Annotated in this window: 15 protein-coding genes; 4 read left to right on the top strand and 11 right to left on the bottom strand. The window is 61.4% G+C overall.

All coding sequences use genetic code 11. The annotated features are described in order from the left end of the window. Positions 1–5: 5 nt before the first annotated feature. From gcvH to arcD (BM017_RS18365), 7 genes are all read right to left on the bottom strand, one after another. Positions 6–389: a glycine cleavage system protein GcvH gene (gene gcvH / locus BM017_RS18335; protein ID WP_010208126.1), complete on the bottom strand. Its 384-nt coding sequence runs from the start codon at positions 387–389 to the stop codon at positions 6–8. Positions 390–757: 368 nt separating this feature from the next. Then, on the bottom strand, positions 758–2269 hold the full coding sequence (locus tag BM017_RS18340; protein WP_092246897.1) for a sigma-54-dependent transcriptional regulator: 1512 nt from the start codon (positions 2267–2269) through the stop codon (positions 758–760). 120 nt (positions 2270–2389) lie between these two features. Further along, positions 2390–2752: a DUF5064 family protein gene (locus BM017_RS18345; protein ID WP_058423256.1), complete on the bottom strand. Its 363-nt coding sequence runs from the start codon at positions 2750–2752 to the stop codon at positions 2390–2392. A gap of 18 nt (positions 2753–2770) precedes the next feature. Further along, positions 2771–3700 (bottom strand): carbamate kinase, encoded by a 930-nt coding sequence (arcC, locus tag BM017_RS18350; protein ID WP_071489405.1) that lies wholly within the window; start codon positions 3698–3700, stop codon positions 2771–2773. Positions 3701–3856: 156 nt separating this feature from the next. After that, entirely contained in the window at positions 3857–4867 is a 1011-nt protein-coding gene (locus tag BM017_RS18355) for an ornithine carbamoyltransferase (RefSeq protein WP_092246900.1), read from the bottom strand. 12 nt (positions 4868–4879) lie between these two features. After that, positions 4880–6136, bottom strand: a complete 1257-nt coding sequence (gene arcA / locus BM017_RS18360; RefSeq protein WP_092246902.1) for an arginine deiminase — start codon at positions 6134–6136, stop codon at positions 4880–4882. A 20-nt stretch (positions 6137–6156) separates the two neighbouring features. Further along, positions 6157–7584 carry an arginine-ornithine antiporter gene (arcD, locus tag BM017_RS18365; protein WP_071489407.1) on the bottom strand — a complete coding sequence of 476 codons (1428 nt, stop codon included), beginning with the start codon at positions 7582–7584 and terminating at the stop codon, positions 6157–6159. Positions 7585–8020: 436 nt separating this feature from the next. On the opposite strand from arcD (BM017_RS18365), the gene arcD (BM017_RS18370) reads away from it, so the two are divergent. Continuing rightward, positions 8021–9448: an arginine-ornithine antiporter gene (gene arcD, locus BM017_RS18370; RefSeq protein WP_092246905.1), complete on the top strand. Its 1428-nt coding sequence runs from the start codon at positions 8021–8023 to the stop codon at positions 9446–9448. Further along, entirely contained in the window at positions 9445–10308 is an 864-nt protein-coding gene (locus BM017_RS18375) for a DNA-3-methyladenine glycosylase family protein (RefSeq protein WP_092246908.1), read from the top strand. The genes arcD (BM017_RS18370) and BM017_RS18375 overlap by 4 nt, the downstream gene beginning before the upstream one ends. Before the next feature lie 115 nt (positions 10309–10423). Here the strand turns inward: BM017_RS18375 and BM017_RS18380 are convergent, their stop codons facing one another. The 3 genes from BM017_RS18380 to BM017_RS18390 form a co-directional block, all read right to left on the bottom strand. Beyond that, a complete protein-coding gene (locus tag BM017_RS18380) occupies positions 10424–11773 on the bottom strand; it encodes a CoA transferase (protein ID WP_092246911.1) in 1350 nt (449 codons plus the stop codon). 40 nt (positions 11774–11813) lie between these two features. Beyond that, positions 11814–13157 carry a sensor histidine kinase gene (locus tag BM017_RS18385; protein ID WP_092246915.1) on the bottom strand — a complete coding sequence of 448 codons (1344 nt, stop codon included), beginning with the start codon at positions 13155–13157 and terminating at the stop codon, positions 11814–11816. A gap of 68 nt (positions 13158–13225) precedes the next feature. Next, positions 13226–13690, bottom strand: coding sequence for an LTXXQ domain protein (locus tag BM017_RS18390; protein WP_092246918.1), 465 nt, complete (start codon positions 13688–13690; stop codon positions 13226–13228). Positions 13691–14048: 358 nt separating this feature from the next. Here BM017_RS18390 and BM017_RS18395 point away from each other — a divergent pair, with 358 nt between their 5' ends. Further along, entirely contained in the window at positions 14049–14531 is a 483-nt protein-coding gene (locus tag BM017_RS18395) for an ImmA/IrrE family metallo-endopeptidase (protein ID WP_092246921.1), read from the top strand. Next, a complete protein-coding gene (locus BM017_RS18400; protein WP_092246924.1) occupies positions 14528–14944 on the top strand; it encodes a hypothetical protein in 417 nt (138 codons plus the stop codon). The genes BM017_RS18395 and BM017_RS18400 overlap by 4 nt, the downstream gene beginning before the upstream one ends. 57 nt (positions 14945–15001) lie before the next feature. Here BM017_RS18400 and BM017_RS18405 read toward each other — a convergent pair whose 3' ends face one another. Beyond that, on the bottom strand, positions 15002–15679 hold the full coding sequence (locus tag BM017_RS18405; RefSeq protein WP_071489415.1) for a response regulator transcription factor: 678 nt from the start codon (positions 15677–15679) through the stop codon (positions 15002–15004). Between the last annotated feature and the right edge of the window lie 3 nt (positions 15680–15682).

A 15682-nucleotide genomic window follows, 5' to 3' on the forward strand; every position in this document is an offset into this window, starting at 1 on the left:
GCTCCTCAAGCTTCAGCGTTGGCTTTGATCAGGCGATCGTACGCGTCCTGATCCAACAGTTTAGCGACTGCCCCGGCATCGGCCGGTTTAAAGCGGAAGAACCAACCTTCGCCCATCGGGTCTTCGTTGACCAGTTCCGGGCTGCCGTCAAGCTTGTCGTTCACTTCGAGGACTTCCCCGTCCAGCGGCATGTACACGCCGCTGGCGGCCTTGACCGATTCCACGGTGGACGCTTCGGCGCCCTTGTCGTAGGCCTGCAACTCCGGCAGTTGCACGAAAACCACATCACCCAGCGCGTTCTGCGCAAAAGCGGTGATACCCACGGTGACGCTGCCGTCGGCTTCGGCGCGCAGCCATTCGTGATCTTCAGTGAAACGCAACTCGCTCATGGAAACTCCTCAGGGCCAGATTCGTCTGGTGGACGGGATTGGAATAATGAGGAGTTGCTTAGCAATATCGCGGCCAACGTGATTAAACCGTTGTAAATCAATAGCTTGATAAAATCGGTTATGAGGATATGCATGTTGGCTGTATCGATTTCGCTACAGTTGGGCCTGTGAAAAAAAGCCTATGTGGATCAAAGCCTTGCATGGCGCGTAAAAAACAGGGTTGTAGCGATATCGTTACGCTGTAGCGCTTTCAGTACAGCGGATGTCGTTCTCAGACCAAAATCTGTAATGCGGTCAACGTTTGGAATGGTGCCAATGTGGGAGGGGGCAGGCCTCCTCCCACATTTGACCTCTATCGACCCAGCCAGTCAGGGCTTGCCGGTGGGAATGCCGTACTTGCGCAGACGATGGGCAATCGCCGTATGGGAAGTCTGCAAGCGGCTGGCCAGTTGGCGAGTCGAGGGGTAGCTGGTGTAGAGGGTTTCCAGCAGGTTGCGCTCGAAGTCTTCCACCGCCTGTTCCAGGCTGTCGATTTCGCCGTCGCTCTGGCGCGCCACCGAGGTGCCAGCGATGTCGAGGTCGCCGATGTCCACCAGGCTACTTTCGCAGATCGCTGCGGCGCGGAAGATCACGTTCTGCAACTGGCGTACGTTGCCCGGCCAGCGGTTGCCCAGCAGCGCCGGGTAAGTGCCGGGCGCCAGGCGGCAGACCGGGCGCTGGATCTGCGCACAGGCCTGCTGCATGAAATAGCGGGCCAGCAACAGGATGTCCTGGCCGCGTGCGCGCAGGGGCGGTACTTCGACGTTGAGCACGTTGAGGCGGTAGAACAGGTCTTCGCGGAAGGTGCCTTCGCTGACCATCTTCTCCAGGTCGCGGTGGGTGGCGCTGAGGATGCGCACATTGACCTTCACTTCACGGTCGCCACCGACACGCCGGAAGCTGCCGTCATTGAGAAAACGCAGCAGCTTGGCCTGCAAGTACGGCGACATCTCGCCGATCTCATCGAGGAACACCGTGCCCTGGTTGGCCAGTTCCATCAGCCCCGGCTTGCCACCGCGCTGCGCGCCGGTAAAGGCGCCGGGCGCATAGCCGAACAGTTCACTCTCGGCGAGGTTTTCCGGCAGCGCCGCGCAGTTCAAGGCCAGGAACGGCGCACTGTGACGTGCACTGATGGCGTGACAGGCACGCGCCACCAATTCTTTACCGGTGCCGGTCTCACCCTGGATCAACAGCGGCGCATCCAACGCCGCCACGCGCTGCGCGCGCGCCTTTAGGGTGCGGATCACCGGCGACTCGCCAAGCAGCGCGTCAAAGCCCTCCGCATGATCATGGTGCAGCGCCGACAGTTGTTCACCGATGCGGTTGGGTTGGTAGAGGGTGAGCAGGGCGCCCGCGTCAGTGATCGGCGTGGCGTCCAGCAGCAGGGTCTGACCGTTGACGCTGATCTCGCGCAGCGGCAAGCGAAAGCCCTGTTCCAGCAAGGTGTCCAGCAGCGCAGGGTCGTTGAACAGTGCGCTGATGCTTTCGCCGGCCGGTTCGCGGCCATACAGGGCGATCAGCGCCGGGTTCGCGAGCAGGATCTTGCCCGCGCTGTCCAGCGCCAGCACCGGGTCGGTCATGGCGGCCAGCAGGGCGTCGAGTTGCAGGTGACGGCGTTGGCCGGGGAGGATGTCCACCACGGTCACCGCCTGCACGCCGTGCACGCTGAACAGCGCGTCGCGCAGTTCTTCGAGCACATCGGCGCTGAGGGTCGGCGCGTCGATGTAGACGTTGGGCGGCACCATCTCCACCGCATCCAAGTTGAGATTGCGCCCACCGAGCAGGGCCAGGACTTCCTGGGTAATGCCGACGCGGTCGATGAAGCTGACGTGGATACGCATGGGGCGCTAACGATTCTGGGGAGCTGGAGGCGGCAAGTATGCCTTGCAGATGTTGGAGATCAAAATGTGGGAGGGGCGGTGCGACGATTCGACTTGCCCCCTCCCACAGTTGGAGCGCAGTTATTCCAGGTGTTCGGGTTTGATCGGGTCCCCGGCCTTCACATCCAATTGATGCCGCACATCCTCGAACATCAGGTCGTACTGCTTGTGCATCGAGCCGTTCAATACCGCGACCTTCGGCATCCCATACTTCTGCGCGATGTTCATCGCATGCCGCGCAAAGTCGAACGCCTGGTCCTTGGGCAGGAAGAACTCTTCCTTGAGGTCCTTGCCCTGCACCGAGCCATGCAGCTTGAACAGCATGCCCTTGCCCTCCTTTGGGTCCTGGCTGACTTCGTAGTCGATGCACAGGTTGTAGCTGTAGTCCTGGGCATTCAGTGCGTGACGTTCAACATGCAAGTGACCGGGTTCAAAGGTGGCCATAGGCGTCTCTCCTCTACTTCACAGATAGGTGATGCCAGGTGTTGCCGTGCTGATGCGGGTGCCGGCGCTGCCCTGGACGATGGCTTCAATGTCCGAGAGTGAACCGATGACGGCGGTTTTGCCAGTCTTGCGGGCGAACTCGCAGGCCGCTTGCACCTTGGGGCCCATGGAACCGGCGGCGAAGCCGAGCTTTTCCATTTCGTCGGGATGGGCCTGGCCGATGGCTTTCTGGGTCGGCTTGCCGTAGTCGATGAAGGCCGCGTTGACGTCGGTGGCGATCACCAGCAAATCGGCGTCCAGTTGCGAGGCCAGCAGCGAGGAACACAGGTCCTTGTCGATCACGGCCTCAATCCCGCGCAGCTTGCCGTCTTCGCCATACATCGTCGGGATGCCGCCGCCGCCGGCGCAGATCACGATAGCGCTTTTTTCCAGCAGCCACTTGATCGGGCGGATTTCAAAAATGCGTTTGGGCCGTGGGCTGGCAACAACGCGACGGTACTTGTCACCATCCGGCGCAATGGCCCAGCCTTTTTCGGCGGCGAGTTTCTCCGCTTCGGCCTTGGAGTACACCGGGCCGATGGGCTTGGTCGGGTTCTTGAAGGCAGGGTCCTTGGCGTCCACTTCCACTTGGGTGAGCAGGGTGGCGAAGGGCACCTCGAAGTCCAGCAGGTTGCCCAGTTCCTGTTCGATGATGTAGCCGATCATGCCTTCGGTCTCGGCGCCGAGCACGTCCAGCGGGTACGGTGACACCTGGGTGTAGGCCGCCGCCTGCAACGACAGCAGGCCGACCTGCGGGCCATTGCCGTGGGCGATCACCAGCTCGTTGCCGGCATGGATCTTGGCGATCTGTTCGGTGGCGATGCGGATATTGGAGCGCTGGTTGTCCGCGGTCATGGGTTCACCACGGCGCAGGAGGGCGTTGCCGCCCAGGGCTACGACGATGCGCATACAGAATGTCCTTCTGAAAGTTCTGATGACGGAGCGCGGTCAATGTGGGAGCTGGCTTGCCTGCGATAGCATCACTGCAGCCTTCTTGAAAGACCGAGGTGCCTGCATCGCGGGCAAGCCCGGCTCCCACGTTTGTCCTCATTGCCAACTAGAGGTTTAGATATCTGCGAGTGCCGACACCAGAATCGCCTTGATGGTATGCATGCGGTTTTCCGCCTGCTCGAACGCGATGTTGGCCGGCGACTCGAACACCTCTTCAGTCACCTCCACGCCATTGGCCAGGTTCGGGTACCGCGTGGCGATGTCCTTGCCCACCTTGGTTTCGCTGTTGTGAAACGCCGGCAGGCAGTGCATGAATTTCACCCGTGGGTTGCCCGAGGCTTTCATCATCTTGGCGTTGACCTGGTACGGCAGCAGTTGCTCGATGCGCTCGTCCCACGCTTCCACCGGCTCGCCCATGGAGACCCAGATATCGGTGTGGATGAAGTCCACGCCTTTCACTGCTTCCTTCGGGTCTTCGGTGATGGTGATGCGTGCGCCGCTTTCTTCGGCAAACGCCTGGCATTGCTTGATGAAGTCCGCGTGCGGCCACAGCGCTTTCGGTGCGCCGATGCGCACGTCCATGCCCAGCTTGGCGCCGATCATCAACAGCGAATTGCCCATGTTGTAGCGCGCGTCACCGAGGTAGGCGTAGCTGATGTCATGCAGCGGCTTGTCGCTGTGTTCGCGCATGGTCAGGGTGTCGGCGATCATTTGGGTCGGGTGGAATTCGGCAGTGAGGCCGTTGAACACCGGCACGCCGGCGAACTTGGCCAGCTCTTCGACGATTTCCTGCTCGAAGCCACGGTACTCGATCGCATCAAACATGCGGCCGAGTACGCGGGCGGTGTCTTTCATGCTTTCCTTGTGGCCGATCTGCGACGACACTGGGTCGATGTAGGTGACGTGGGCGCCCTGGTCATGGGCCGCGACTTCGAACGCGCAGCGGGTGCGGGTCGAGGTTTTTTCGAAGATCAGCGCGATGTTCTTGCCCTGCAGGTGCGGACGCTCGGTGCCGGTGTATTTGGCGCGCTTGAGGTCGCGTGAAAGGTCCAGCAGGTAGTGCAGTTCGCGGGTGGTGTGGTGCATCAGCGACAGCAGGCTGCGGTTGCGCATATTGAAAGCCATGATGGAATCTCCTTAATAGTCGATAGGGTCGCGGATGATCGGGCAGGTCATGCAGTGGCCGCCGCCACGCCCGCGGCCGAGTTCACCGGCGCTGATGGTGATGACTTCCACGCCGGCCTTGCGCAGCAGGGTGTTGGTGTAGGTATTGCGGTCGTAACCGATCACCACGCCAGGCTCCACGGCCACCACGTTGTTACCGTCATCCCACTGTTCGCGCTCGGCGGCGAAGCTGTTGCCGCCGGTCTCGACCACGCGCAGTGCCTTGAGGTTGAGGGCTGCGGCCACGGTTTCGAGGAAGTTGGTTTTCTCGCGTTGGATGTCGATGCCGTGCGGCTTGCTCTCATCCGGGCGCAGGGTGAACGGCACGATCTGGTTGACCACTTCGGGGAAGACGGTCACCAGGTCGCGGTCGCAGAAGCTGAACACGGTGTCCAGGTGCATCGCCGCGCGGGATTTCGGCAGGCCGGCGACGATCACGCGCTCCACGGCCTTGTTCTTGAACAGGTTGAGCGCCAGTTGGCCGATGGCCTGGTGGGATGAGCGCTCGCCCATGCCAATCAGTACCACGCCGTTGCCGATCGGCATCACGTCGCCGCCTTCCAGGGTGGAGGCGCCGTGCTCCTGGTCGGGGTCGCCGTACCAGATCTGGAAGTCCGCGTTGGTGAACTCGGGGTGGAATTTATAGATGGCCGAGGCCAGCAGGGTTTCCTGGCGTCGCGCCGGCCAGTACATCGGGTTCAGCGTCACGCCGCCGTAGATCCAGCAGGTGGTGTCGCGGGTGAACTGAGTGTTGGGCAGCGGCGGCAGGATGAAGCTCGAATGCCCGAGGAAGTCGCGGAACATCTCGATGGTCTTGCCGCCGAAGCTGCTCGGCAGGTCGTCGGCCGACACGCCGCCAATCAGGTACTCACTGATTTTGCGCGGCTCCAGGCTGCGCAGCCAGGAGCCGACTTCATCGACCAGGCCGAGGCCAACCGTGTTGGCGGTGATCTTGCGCTCCAGGATCCAGTCCAATGCTTCGGGGATGGCGACGATGTCGGTGAGCAGGTTGTGCATTTCCAGCACATCAATATCCCGCTCGCGCATCTTGGTGACGAAGTCGAAGTGGTCGCGCTTGGCCTGGGCCACCCACAGCACGTCATCGAACAGCAGTTCATCGCAGTTGTTGGGGGTCAGCCGCTGGTGGGCCAAACCTGGGGAGCACACCATGACTTTGCGCAGTTTGCCGGCTTCGGAATGTACGCCGTACTTCACTTTTTCCGTGGTCATTACAGATCCTCCAGTCAGAATTACAGAGTCAGGAAGCCGTCGTAGAGGCCATAGGCAGCCACCAGGGCGCCAATGACTACCGCGGCGAAAATCAGCTTCTCGACGTTGGTGAAAATCGGTTTGCCCAGTTCATGCTTGGCCTTGGCGAACAGGATCACGCCGGGGGCATACAGCAGGGCGGAAAGCAGCAGGTATTTGACGCCGCCGGCGTAAAGCAGCCAGACCGCATAGACCAGCGCGATAGCGCCGATGAACAGGTCTTTCTTGCGCTCGGCAATGGCGTTTTCGTAAGTCTCGCCGCGTACCGCCAGCAGCAACGCGTAGGCCGCCGACCACAGGTAGGGCACCAGGATCATCGAGGTGGCGAGGTAGATCAGCGACAGGTAGGTGCTGGCGGAAAACAGCGTGATCACCAGGAATATCTGCACCATGGCGTTGGTCAGCCACAGGGCGTTGGCCGGTACGTGGTTGGCGTTCTCCTTGCGCAGGAACTCTGGCATGGTGTGGTCCTTGGCGGCGGCGAACATGATCTCCGCACACAGCAGCACCCACGACAGCAGTGCCCCCAGCAGCGAGATGATCAAACCGACGCTGATCAGCACCGCGCCCCAGTGGCCCACCACATGCTCCAGCACGGCGGCCATCGACGGGTTCTGCAGCTTGGCCAGTTCCGGTTGGGTCATGATCCCCAGGGACAGCACGTTCACCAGCATCAGGAACAGCAGCACGGTGATAAAGCCGATCACGGTGGCCTTGCCCACGTCGGAGCGTTTTTCCGCACGGGACGAGAAGATGCTCGCGCCTTCGATGCCGATGAACACCCACACAGTGACCAGCATCATGTTGCGCACCTGATTCATCACACTGCCCAGGTCGGGGTTTTTCACGCCCCAGATGTCGGCGGTGAAGATGTCCAGCTTGAATGCGAACAGCGCGATCAGCACGAACAGCACCAGCGGCACGACCTTGGCGACGGTGGTCACCAGGTTGATGAACGCCGCTTCCTTGATCCCGCGCAGCACCAGGAAATGCACGGCCCACAGCAGCACCGAGGCACCGATCACCGCAGCCGGCGTGTTGCCTTCGCCGAAAATGGGGAAGAAGTAACCCAGGGTGCTGAACAGCAACACGAAGTAACCCACGTTGCCCAGCCACGCACTGATCCAGTAACCCCAGGCGGACGAGAAACCCATGTAATCGCCGAAACCCGCCTTGGCGTAGGCGTACACGCCACCGTCGAGGTCGGGCTTGCGGTTGGCGAGGGTCTGGAACACAAAAGCGAGGGTCAACATGCCGATGGCGGTAATTACCCAACCAATCAATACCGCGCCGACATCGGCACTGGCGGCCATGTTTTGCGGCAGTGAAAAGATCCCGCCGCCAATCATCGAGCCCACGACAAGTGCAACCAGTGCGCCGAGTCGTAGTTTTCCGGGAGATTCAGACATCGCATAACTCCAATGCAGGAGAAGAGAGACCACAGAATAAATCCGTGCGCTAATCAAACAGCTGACTCAGATCACTTCATTGGCACATTCCATTGTGAATTAATGACTTAGGGTAGAAGTTCGCGGGCGATGCAAATCCTCGGGAAAGCTTGGCGCAGAGCCATCTATCCCTTTTTGATTAATCATTTGGCCAAGTCTATGGACGTTTGAAGCTAGTCCGTATTCCTGAATGTGCAAACTTTTTGAACGATGTTTTACGAAGTCTCAGACCCGGGCGTATTTAAATTCTAAATACGCCTGAACGGGACGACCTGACATGCCATTGTGTTATGAGCTCGTCTGTTTTATCGCCTTCACTAATAACCACTACACTCGCTGAGTTAATTAGCCGAGTGCACGGTTGTCAGCTCAAGTTGCTGTTCATTCAGGAGTGTTCATGTCTCAACCGGCCCAGAAACTGCGTCTTGGTGCCCTGATTGCCTTGGTGGTGGGGTCGATGATCGGCGGCGGGATTTTTTCCTTGCCGCAAAACATGGCCGCACGCGCCGAGGTGGGTGCCGTGTTGATCGGCTGGGCGATCACCGCGGTCGGCATGCTGACCCTGGCCTTCGTGTTCCAGACCCTGGCCAATCGCAAGCCCGAACTGGATTCGGGCGTGTATGCCTACGCCAAGGCCGGGTTTGGTGACTACATGGGGTTCTCGTCGGCCTGGGGCTACTGGATCAGCGCGTGGATGGGCAACGTCGGTTACTTCGTGTTGCTATTCAGTACCCTCGGCTACTTTTTCCCGGTGTTCGGCCAGGGCAACACGCCGGTGGCCATCGGCTGCGCATCATTGTTGCTGTGGGCCGTGCATTTCCTGGTGCTGCGCGGGATCAAGGAGGCAGCGTTCATCAACCAGATCACCACGGTGGCGAAGATCGTGCCGTTGCTGATGTTTATCGTGATCGCCGCCGTAGCGTTCAAGGCGGATATCTTCACTCGCGATATCTGGGGCCTGGGCAACCCGAATATGGGCAACGTGGTGGACCAGGTGCGCAACATGATGCTGGTCACCGTGTTTGTGTTTATCGGCATCGAGGGCGCCAGTGTGTACTCGGCGCGGGCCGAGAAACGCTCGGACGTGGGCCGCGCCACGGTGATCGGTTTTCTGGGCGTGCTGGCCCTGCTGGTGCTGGTGAATGTGTTGTCCCTGGGCATCATGAGCCAGCCGGAACTCGCGCAATTGCAAAACCCGTCCCTGGCCGGTGTGCTGGAGCATATCGTCGGCCCCTGGGGGGCGATGGCGATCAGCATCGGCCTGGCGGTGTCACTGCTCGGCGCCTTGTTGTCCTGGGCGCTGCTCTGTGCGGAAATCCTCTACGCCACGGCCCATGACAAGACCATGCCGGCGTTCCTGAAAAAGGAAAACGCCAACCAGGTGCCGGTCAACGCGCTGTGGCTGACCAATGTGATGATCCAGGTGTTCCTGGTGATCACGCTGTTTTCCCACAGCACCTACACCACCCTGATTTACCTGGCCTCGTCGATGATCCTGGTGCCCTACCTGTGGTCGGCGGCGTATGCCGTGTTATTGAGCGGGCGCGGCGAAACCTACGAAGATGCCCACGGCCAGCGCTTGAAGGACTTGATGGTGGGCCTGATTGCACTCGGCTACGCCGTGTGGCTGCTCTACGCCGGGGGCTTGAAGTACCTGCTGCTGTCGGCGCTGTTGTATGCGCCGGGGGTGATCCTGTTTGCCCTCGCCAAGCGTGAGCAGCGCCAGCCCTTGTTTACCCACATGGAAAAAGGCATTTTCAGCTGTGTGATCACCGGCGCAGGGCTGGCGGCGTATGGGCTGTACAGTGGGGTATTGTCGTTGTGAGGCTGACGTATCAGCCGCCTTATGATTGGGCGGCGATGGTAGGTTTTCTGGCGGCGCGGGCGATTACGGGTATGGAGACCGTCGAGGCCGGCGTTTACCGGCGCAGCATCAGCGTGGGTGGCCGGCATGGCTGGCTCAGCGTCGCGCCGGGCGCGGGTGACTGGCTGGACGTCGCGGTGGATTTTCCGGAGGCGGCGGCGCTGCCCGAGATCGATCGGCGCTTGCGCAACATGTTTGATCTGGACGCCCAACCTCAACGGATCAGCGCTCAACTGGCGACTGATCCCTTGATGGCTCAGCTGGTTGCGGCCCGTCCCGGCCTGCGTGTGCCGGGCACCTGGGACGGCCTGGAGTTGGCGATTCGTGCAGTGCTGGGCCAGCAGATTACGGTGGTGGCGGCGATTCGCCTGGCGGGCAAGTTGGTGGCGCAGTATGGCCAACTGCTTGAGACGCCGTACGCCGGTATCACCCATGTGTTCCCCGCGCCCGAGGTGCTGGCGGCGGCGGACCTGGCCACCTTGGGCATGCCGAAGGCGCGTGGGCGGACCTTGTCCGGTGTCGCGCAGGCGCTCCTGGATGACCCTGAGGTGTTCCAACCCAAGGCCAGCCTCAAGGAAGGTGTGGCGCGCTTGGTGGCGTTGCCGGGGATTGGCGACTGGACCGCGCAGTACATCGCCATGCGCCAGATGCGTGAGGCGGATGCATTTGCGTCGGGGGATATCGGATTGATCAATGCGCTGGCGGCGCTGGAAGGTGGGCCGGTGTCGGCGCGGCAGCTGCTGGCGCGGGCCGAGGCGTGGCGGCCGTTGCGGGCGTATGCAGCGCAGCATCTCTGGACGTCGTTGCAGCGCTCAGATTGATGGTGCCTGTACTGGCCTCATCGCAGGCAAGCCAGCTCCCACACTTGACCGAGTACATCCTTTGGAATGTGGTCAAAATGTGGGAGGGGGCTTGCCCCCGATGGCGATAGTCGAGTCACCACTGCGCTTGGTGTGAACCCAGTTCCCCAGCCGGCAGATCCCATTGCAACGGCGTGCCGCTGATAGTCACCGGCGGCAACAATCGATGCGCCTGGCCCCAGGCCGTCTGTTCCACTACCAGGCCTTGATCGCTCGGTTGCTCGGCCCGCAACGCCGGCTGCTCCGGCACTTGTCCGGCGTCCACCAGCAACTTCGCCGTACGCGCCAGCGACAACAGCGCCGCCCCACCACGGCCGGATTTCAATCGCTCACTGAGTGCCTGAATCGCACTGGCCGCCATCAAATACCCGGTGGCGTGATCCAGCGCCTGCAATGGCAGCGGCACCGGTTTGTCCGCTTGTTTCCAGGCCATGCCCGCGGCGGCAATCCCGCTGCTCATCTGCACCAGGCTGTCGAAACCCCGGCGATTGCGCCACGGGCCGCTCCAGCCGTAGGCGTTGAGGCTCACGTCGATCAGGCCGGGGGCGAGGGTTTGCAGTTCACTGGCGCTGTAGCCCAGTTGTTCCAGGGCGTCGGCACGGTAACCGTGGAACACAATGTCGGCGTCCTTGAGCAGGCGTTCGAAAACCTCGCGGTCTTGGGCGCTTTTCAAGTCCAGGCGGGCGCAGCGTTTGCCCAGGGTCATTTCCGGCACCACGCCGGGTTCGTTCCAGGTCGGCGAGTCGATACGCAATACATCCGCACCCAACCCTGCGAGGAAGCGGCTGGCCACCGGGCCGGCCAGCACGCGGGTCAGGTCCAGCACCTTGAGGCCCGCCAGCGGCCGCGCCACCGAGCCGAGCCAGGGCTTTTTGACGGAGGTTGCAAAGGTCTGGCGCTGCACCAGGGCCTCGGCATTGACGGCCAGGCCCTGAGGATGGGTTTGCCAGGCTTGCCAGGTACGCATCTGCGCGGCGCAACCGCCTTCATCGACAATCGCCTGTTCCAGTTCGGCGGTATTCCAAGTGGCAACTTTGTTGGCCATCGCGATGCGATCAGCCACCTTGCCCAGTACCCGTTCGGCGGCGGCGCGGTGGTGGGGTGCGTTGGTGTGCAGGCGAATCCAGCCATCGGCGCTGGCGTAGTCACCGGCCACCGGGTCCCACAGCGGCGGCGTCTCCCAGCCTACCGGACGAATCGAAGACGAGAACCAGAAGGACGCGAGTCGCCGGTCTACGCTGACGCCGGGAAGGCGCCCGGTCTTTTGCTGGATCAGATGGGCCACGGCCTGGCCGGCCGCACCGATACTGGCAACGGCCAGGTCGCTGACGGCAAAGGCCGAGGGCAGGGCGCCGGCTTCGGTGCTGGTCAGCGGCGCGCGCGGTAGATCGAGTGCGGCTTGGATGGGAGTCAGCAGGTTTGTCATCAAAGGCCCTCCATGAGAGAAGGGCCACTATAGAAGATCATCAGGCCGGTGTGACAATCCCGGGTTCCAGCGGCAGGTCGATACTGGCGATAAAACCGCCTTGGGCGTGATTGGCCAGGAACAGGCTGCCGCCATGGCGCTCGGCGGCGCGACGGGCTATCGCCAGGCCCAGGCCGTGACCTTGTGCGGTCTGGCCGGGGGCGCGGTAGAACGGTTCGCCCAATTGGCTCAGGTGTTCGGCGTCAACGCCGGGGCCGTGGTCGCGCACGCTGATCACAATATGCTCGCCGTGAAGGTGGGCGTGCAGCTCGATCGGCTGACCCGGCGGGTTGAAGCGCTGGGCGTTGCGCAGCAGGTTGTCCACTGCCCGTTCGATCATGGTCGGCCACCCCTTGAGGTGCAGTTCGGGATCGGTGGTGAGCTGCACCACCTGGTCGGGCGCGCTGAGTTGAGCGTCCTTTTGCAGGGTCTTGAGCAACGGGTTGAGGTCGATCTCTTCGGCGCTGGCGTTATCGGCATCGACGCGGGCCAGTACCAGGATCTCGCTGATCAGTGCCTCCAGGCGATCACATTCGCGGGTCAGGCGAGGCCAGAGTTTTTCCCGTTCTTCGGGGCTGGCGCGTTCGGCCAGGGCCAGGGCGATGCGCAGGCGGGCCAGCGGCGAACGCAGTTCATGGGACACGTCGCGCAGCAACTGGCGCTGACTGCCGATCAGACTTTGCAGGCGCGCGCCCATGCGGTTGAAGTCGGTGGCCAGCACGCCGAATTCATCGCGTCGGTTGGCCAGCTGCGCCAGGCTGTTTTGCTGGTAGGTGGCTTGCCCCAGGTCATGCACGGCGCCGCGCAGTCGGCTCAAGGGGCGCGTGATGGACAGCGTCACGAACAGGCTGAACAGGGTCAGCACCACCAAGGCGATGACCAATGCGCTCAACGGCCATGTCAGGCTGCTGCGATGCCATTCGTCCAGTTCCGGGTGCGGGATGCGGTAGATCAACAGGTAAGTGTCGCCGGTCTTCTCACTGGTGTATTCAGCGGTCAGGCGGCGCCAGGGCAGGTGGCTGTCCTTGCTATCGTTCTGGCGGGCTTCGAAGGCGGCGGCTCGGCGGGGAAAGGTGCCGCGCACCACCGGCTCGCCGCTTTCGTTCAGCACCTGCACGTCGATGTGGTACTGGCGTTTGCGCTGTTGCAGCAAATCCTGGGCAGCGTCCTCACCCTGGGTTTCGTAGAGTTGGGTCCACTCTTCGGCCAGGTTGTTGAGGCCTGGGTGACGGCTGAGAATCCAGGCATCTTGATTGAGCATATGCCCAAGCAGGATCGACAACCCGGCAACCAAGGCGATGGCCAGCCAGAAACTGGCCAGGATGCGCCAGAACAATGAACGCACAGGAAACCCTCAAGCAGGAAAAGCCCAGTGGCGGGGGCCACTGGGCTGGGAGCGTTAACGCGGGGGCATTATTGCGCTTTTTGCGGCTGTTGCGCTTTCCAGGCCTGGAATTCCTTCCATTCGGCGCGGCGCTGTTCCTGCTGCTTGACGATCTCGTCGAATTTCTTCTGCTGGTCAGGCTTGAGTACGGCGCGGATATCCGCCTGGGTTTTCTGCTTGCCGGCGGCGATTTCGTCCTGCATGGCCTTCTGGTCAGCAGCCGGGAGCTTGTCCAGGTACTTCCTGGTCAGGTCCTTGCGAGCGTGCCACTGGTCGCCCATCAATTTGCGGATCTGCTCGCGCTGTTCCTTGCTCAGGTCCAGTTGGCTGAAGGGCCCGCCTTTGCCACGCGGACCGTGTTCGCCGCCGTGACCCGGGCCACCCATCATATGGCCTTCAGGGCCGCCCATCGGGCCTGGGCCTTCGGGCACTGCCGCCATGGCAACGGTCGGCAGGGCAGCGGCGAACATCAAAGCGATAAGGGTCTTGCGCATGGTAATTCTCCTGTCTCTATTCCGGTGAGTCCGGATGTGAGTAGATTAAGGCGATCAAGGTCAGCGGCGGTCAGGTGTGGGTAAAGCTTGGGTAAAGAGGGTTTTGGACTGAGTTGACAAAACTGCCGATAGCTATAGGAAAAGAGGGGCTCACTCAATTGCTACAGCATGTCTTGAGGGAGTTGGCGTGTGGTCGTGATGGCTGTATAAATGAACAGCTTTTTTCGATGAGACCCTGAGTGCTAAACATTTTTAACCTGTCAACTACAATTTGACGGGGTCTATCGACTTGTTCAGACTTCGATCTCATTTCTGACCCCGTCAAACTACCGTTCCCGCCATCTATTAAGGAGGCCGCATGGAGTACCGAACTGCAGACGACGTCCTGCGTGCCCACTGGAATGGTCGGTTGCCGGTGAACCCGATAGCCATTGCCGAGGCAATGGCTATCGAGGTGAAGGCGCTTGCACCTTTTGAACCGGATACCTGGCGACCGAATGAAAGCGGCCATTACTCCTTCCGGGACGGCGCTCCGCTGATTACTTACAACTTCATGGATGCGCCGGTAAGGCAGCGTTTCACCATTGCGCACGAGATTGGTCACCATGTGCACGGAGACCTGGACGCACCTCGAGATACTTCCGAGCAGTTCAGTGCCAAGTCCAGGGACCCGAAAGAGATCGCAGCCAATCGATTTGCCGCTGCTCTGTTGATGCCGGCCGCGCTGGTGAAACATATGGTGCTTGAGCAGCGCGTCACAGACATCGTAAAGCTGGCCAGTGCTTTTGGTGTGTCGACGGCAGCAATGGAATTCAGGCTGAAGGCGATTGGGCTTTTATGATTGATACCAGCGACGACCTGGCGGGAGGCGAGGCTGATAATCCTGGCCTGATCAGCGACTATCTGAGAAGAGAGTCCTGGCGCTTCAGGTGGGAGAAGCGACTGACGACCGTCACCGTCGTCTTGATCTTGTTGTTTTACATTGCGCTGTTGGGCTTCGTCTTTTTGGGAAACATCCGGGTCTCAGCCGGCGCCTGGTATTTTTTCAGCGCCGTGCGCCCGCACAGTACGGGTGATATTCCCATCATCGTGGCCCTCTCAACCGTCCCGACCCTGCTGTTGATCGCGCTGCTACGGTATTTCCACCACCGGCCCAAGTCAGATCCAGATGATTTGCAGGCACCGCTGCCCATCAGTGTCGAAGCGGCGAAAGCGATCATCAAGGCGACGACCGACGCGATGAAAACCCCTTGAACAACAAGCCCAGCCTGCCAGCTGGGCCTGTTGCATCAGAACGGAACCCGCGTGTTTTTACAGGCTGTAGTAGTAACCCCGACTGCGCAACGCCACGATGCGTGGCCGTCCGTCCGGGTGCGGGCCGATTTTTTTGCGCAGGTTGCTCACGTGCATGTCCAGGCTGCGATCGTAAAGGGTCAACTTGCGACCCAGGGCGATCTGCGCCAGTTCCTGTTTGTCCAGCGGCTCGCCGGGCTGGCGCAGCAAGGCTTCAAGCAGGCGGCTTTCGGAGACGGTGAGGGAAAATTCCTGTTCATCGATGCTGACCACGCCGCGCACCGGGCTGAAACACAGGTCGCCCAATTCGAGCTGGGTGGACACGGCGGCCGGGTGGCTGCGGCGCAGCACGGCGCGCAGCCGGGCGGTAAGCTCGCGTGGGTCGCAGGGCTTGGCCAGGTAATCGTCGGCGCCCAGTTCCAGGCCGAGGATGCGGTCCAGCGGTTCGCCGCGTGCCGAGAGCATCAGCACCGGCAGCTCCGGGTGGTCGTTGCGCAATTGCTTGAGCAGTTCCAGGCCGCTGCCGTCGGGCAGCATCACGTCGAGTACCACCGCGGCCGGGGCACTGTCGGCCAAGGCTTTGCGGGCGCTCAAGCCATCATGGCAGGCACGCACCTGGAAGCCTTCCTGGCTCAACCAACTGGTCAGCAGCTCGCAGAGCTCCTGGTCATCATCTATCAGTAACAGCTCGCTCATGAC

Origin of the sequence: Pseudomonas sp. NFPP04 (assembly GCF_900113815.1) — a bacterium.
Taxonomy (GTDB): domain Bacteria; phylum Pseudomonadota; class Gammaproteobacteria; order Pseudomonadales; family Pseudomonadaceae; genus Aquipseudomonas; species Aquipseudomonas extremorientalis.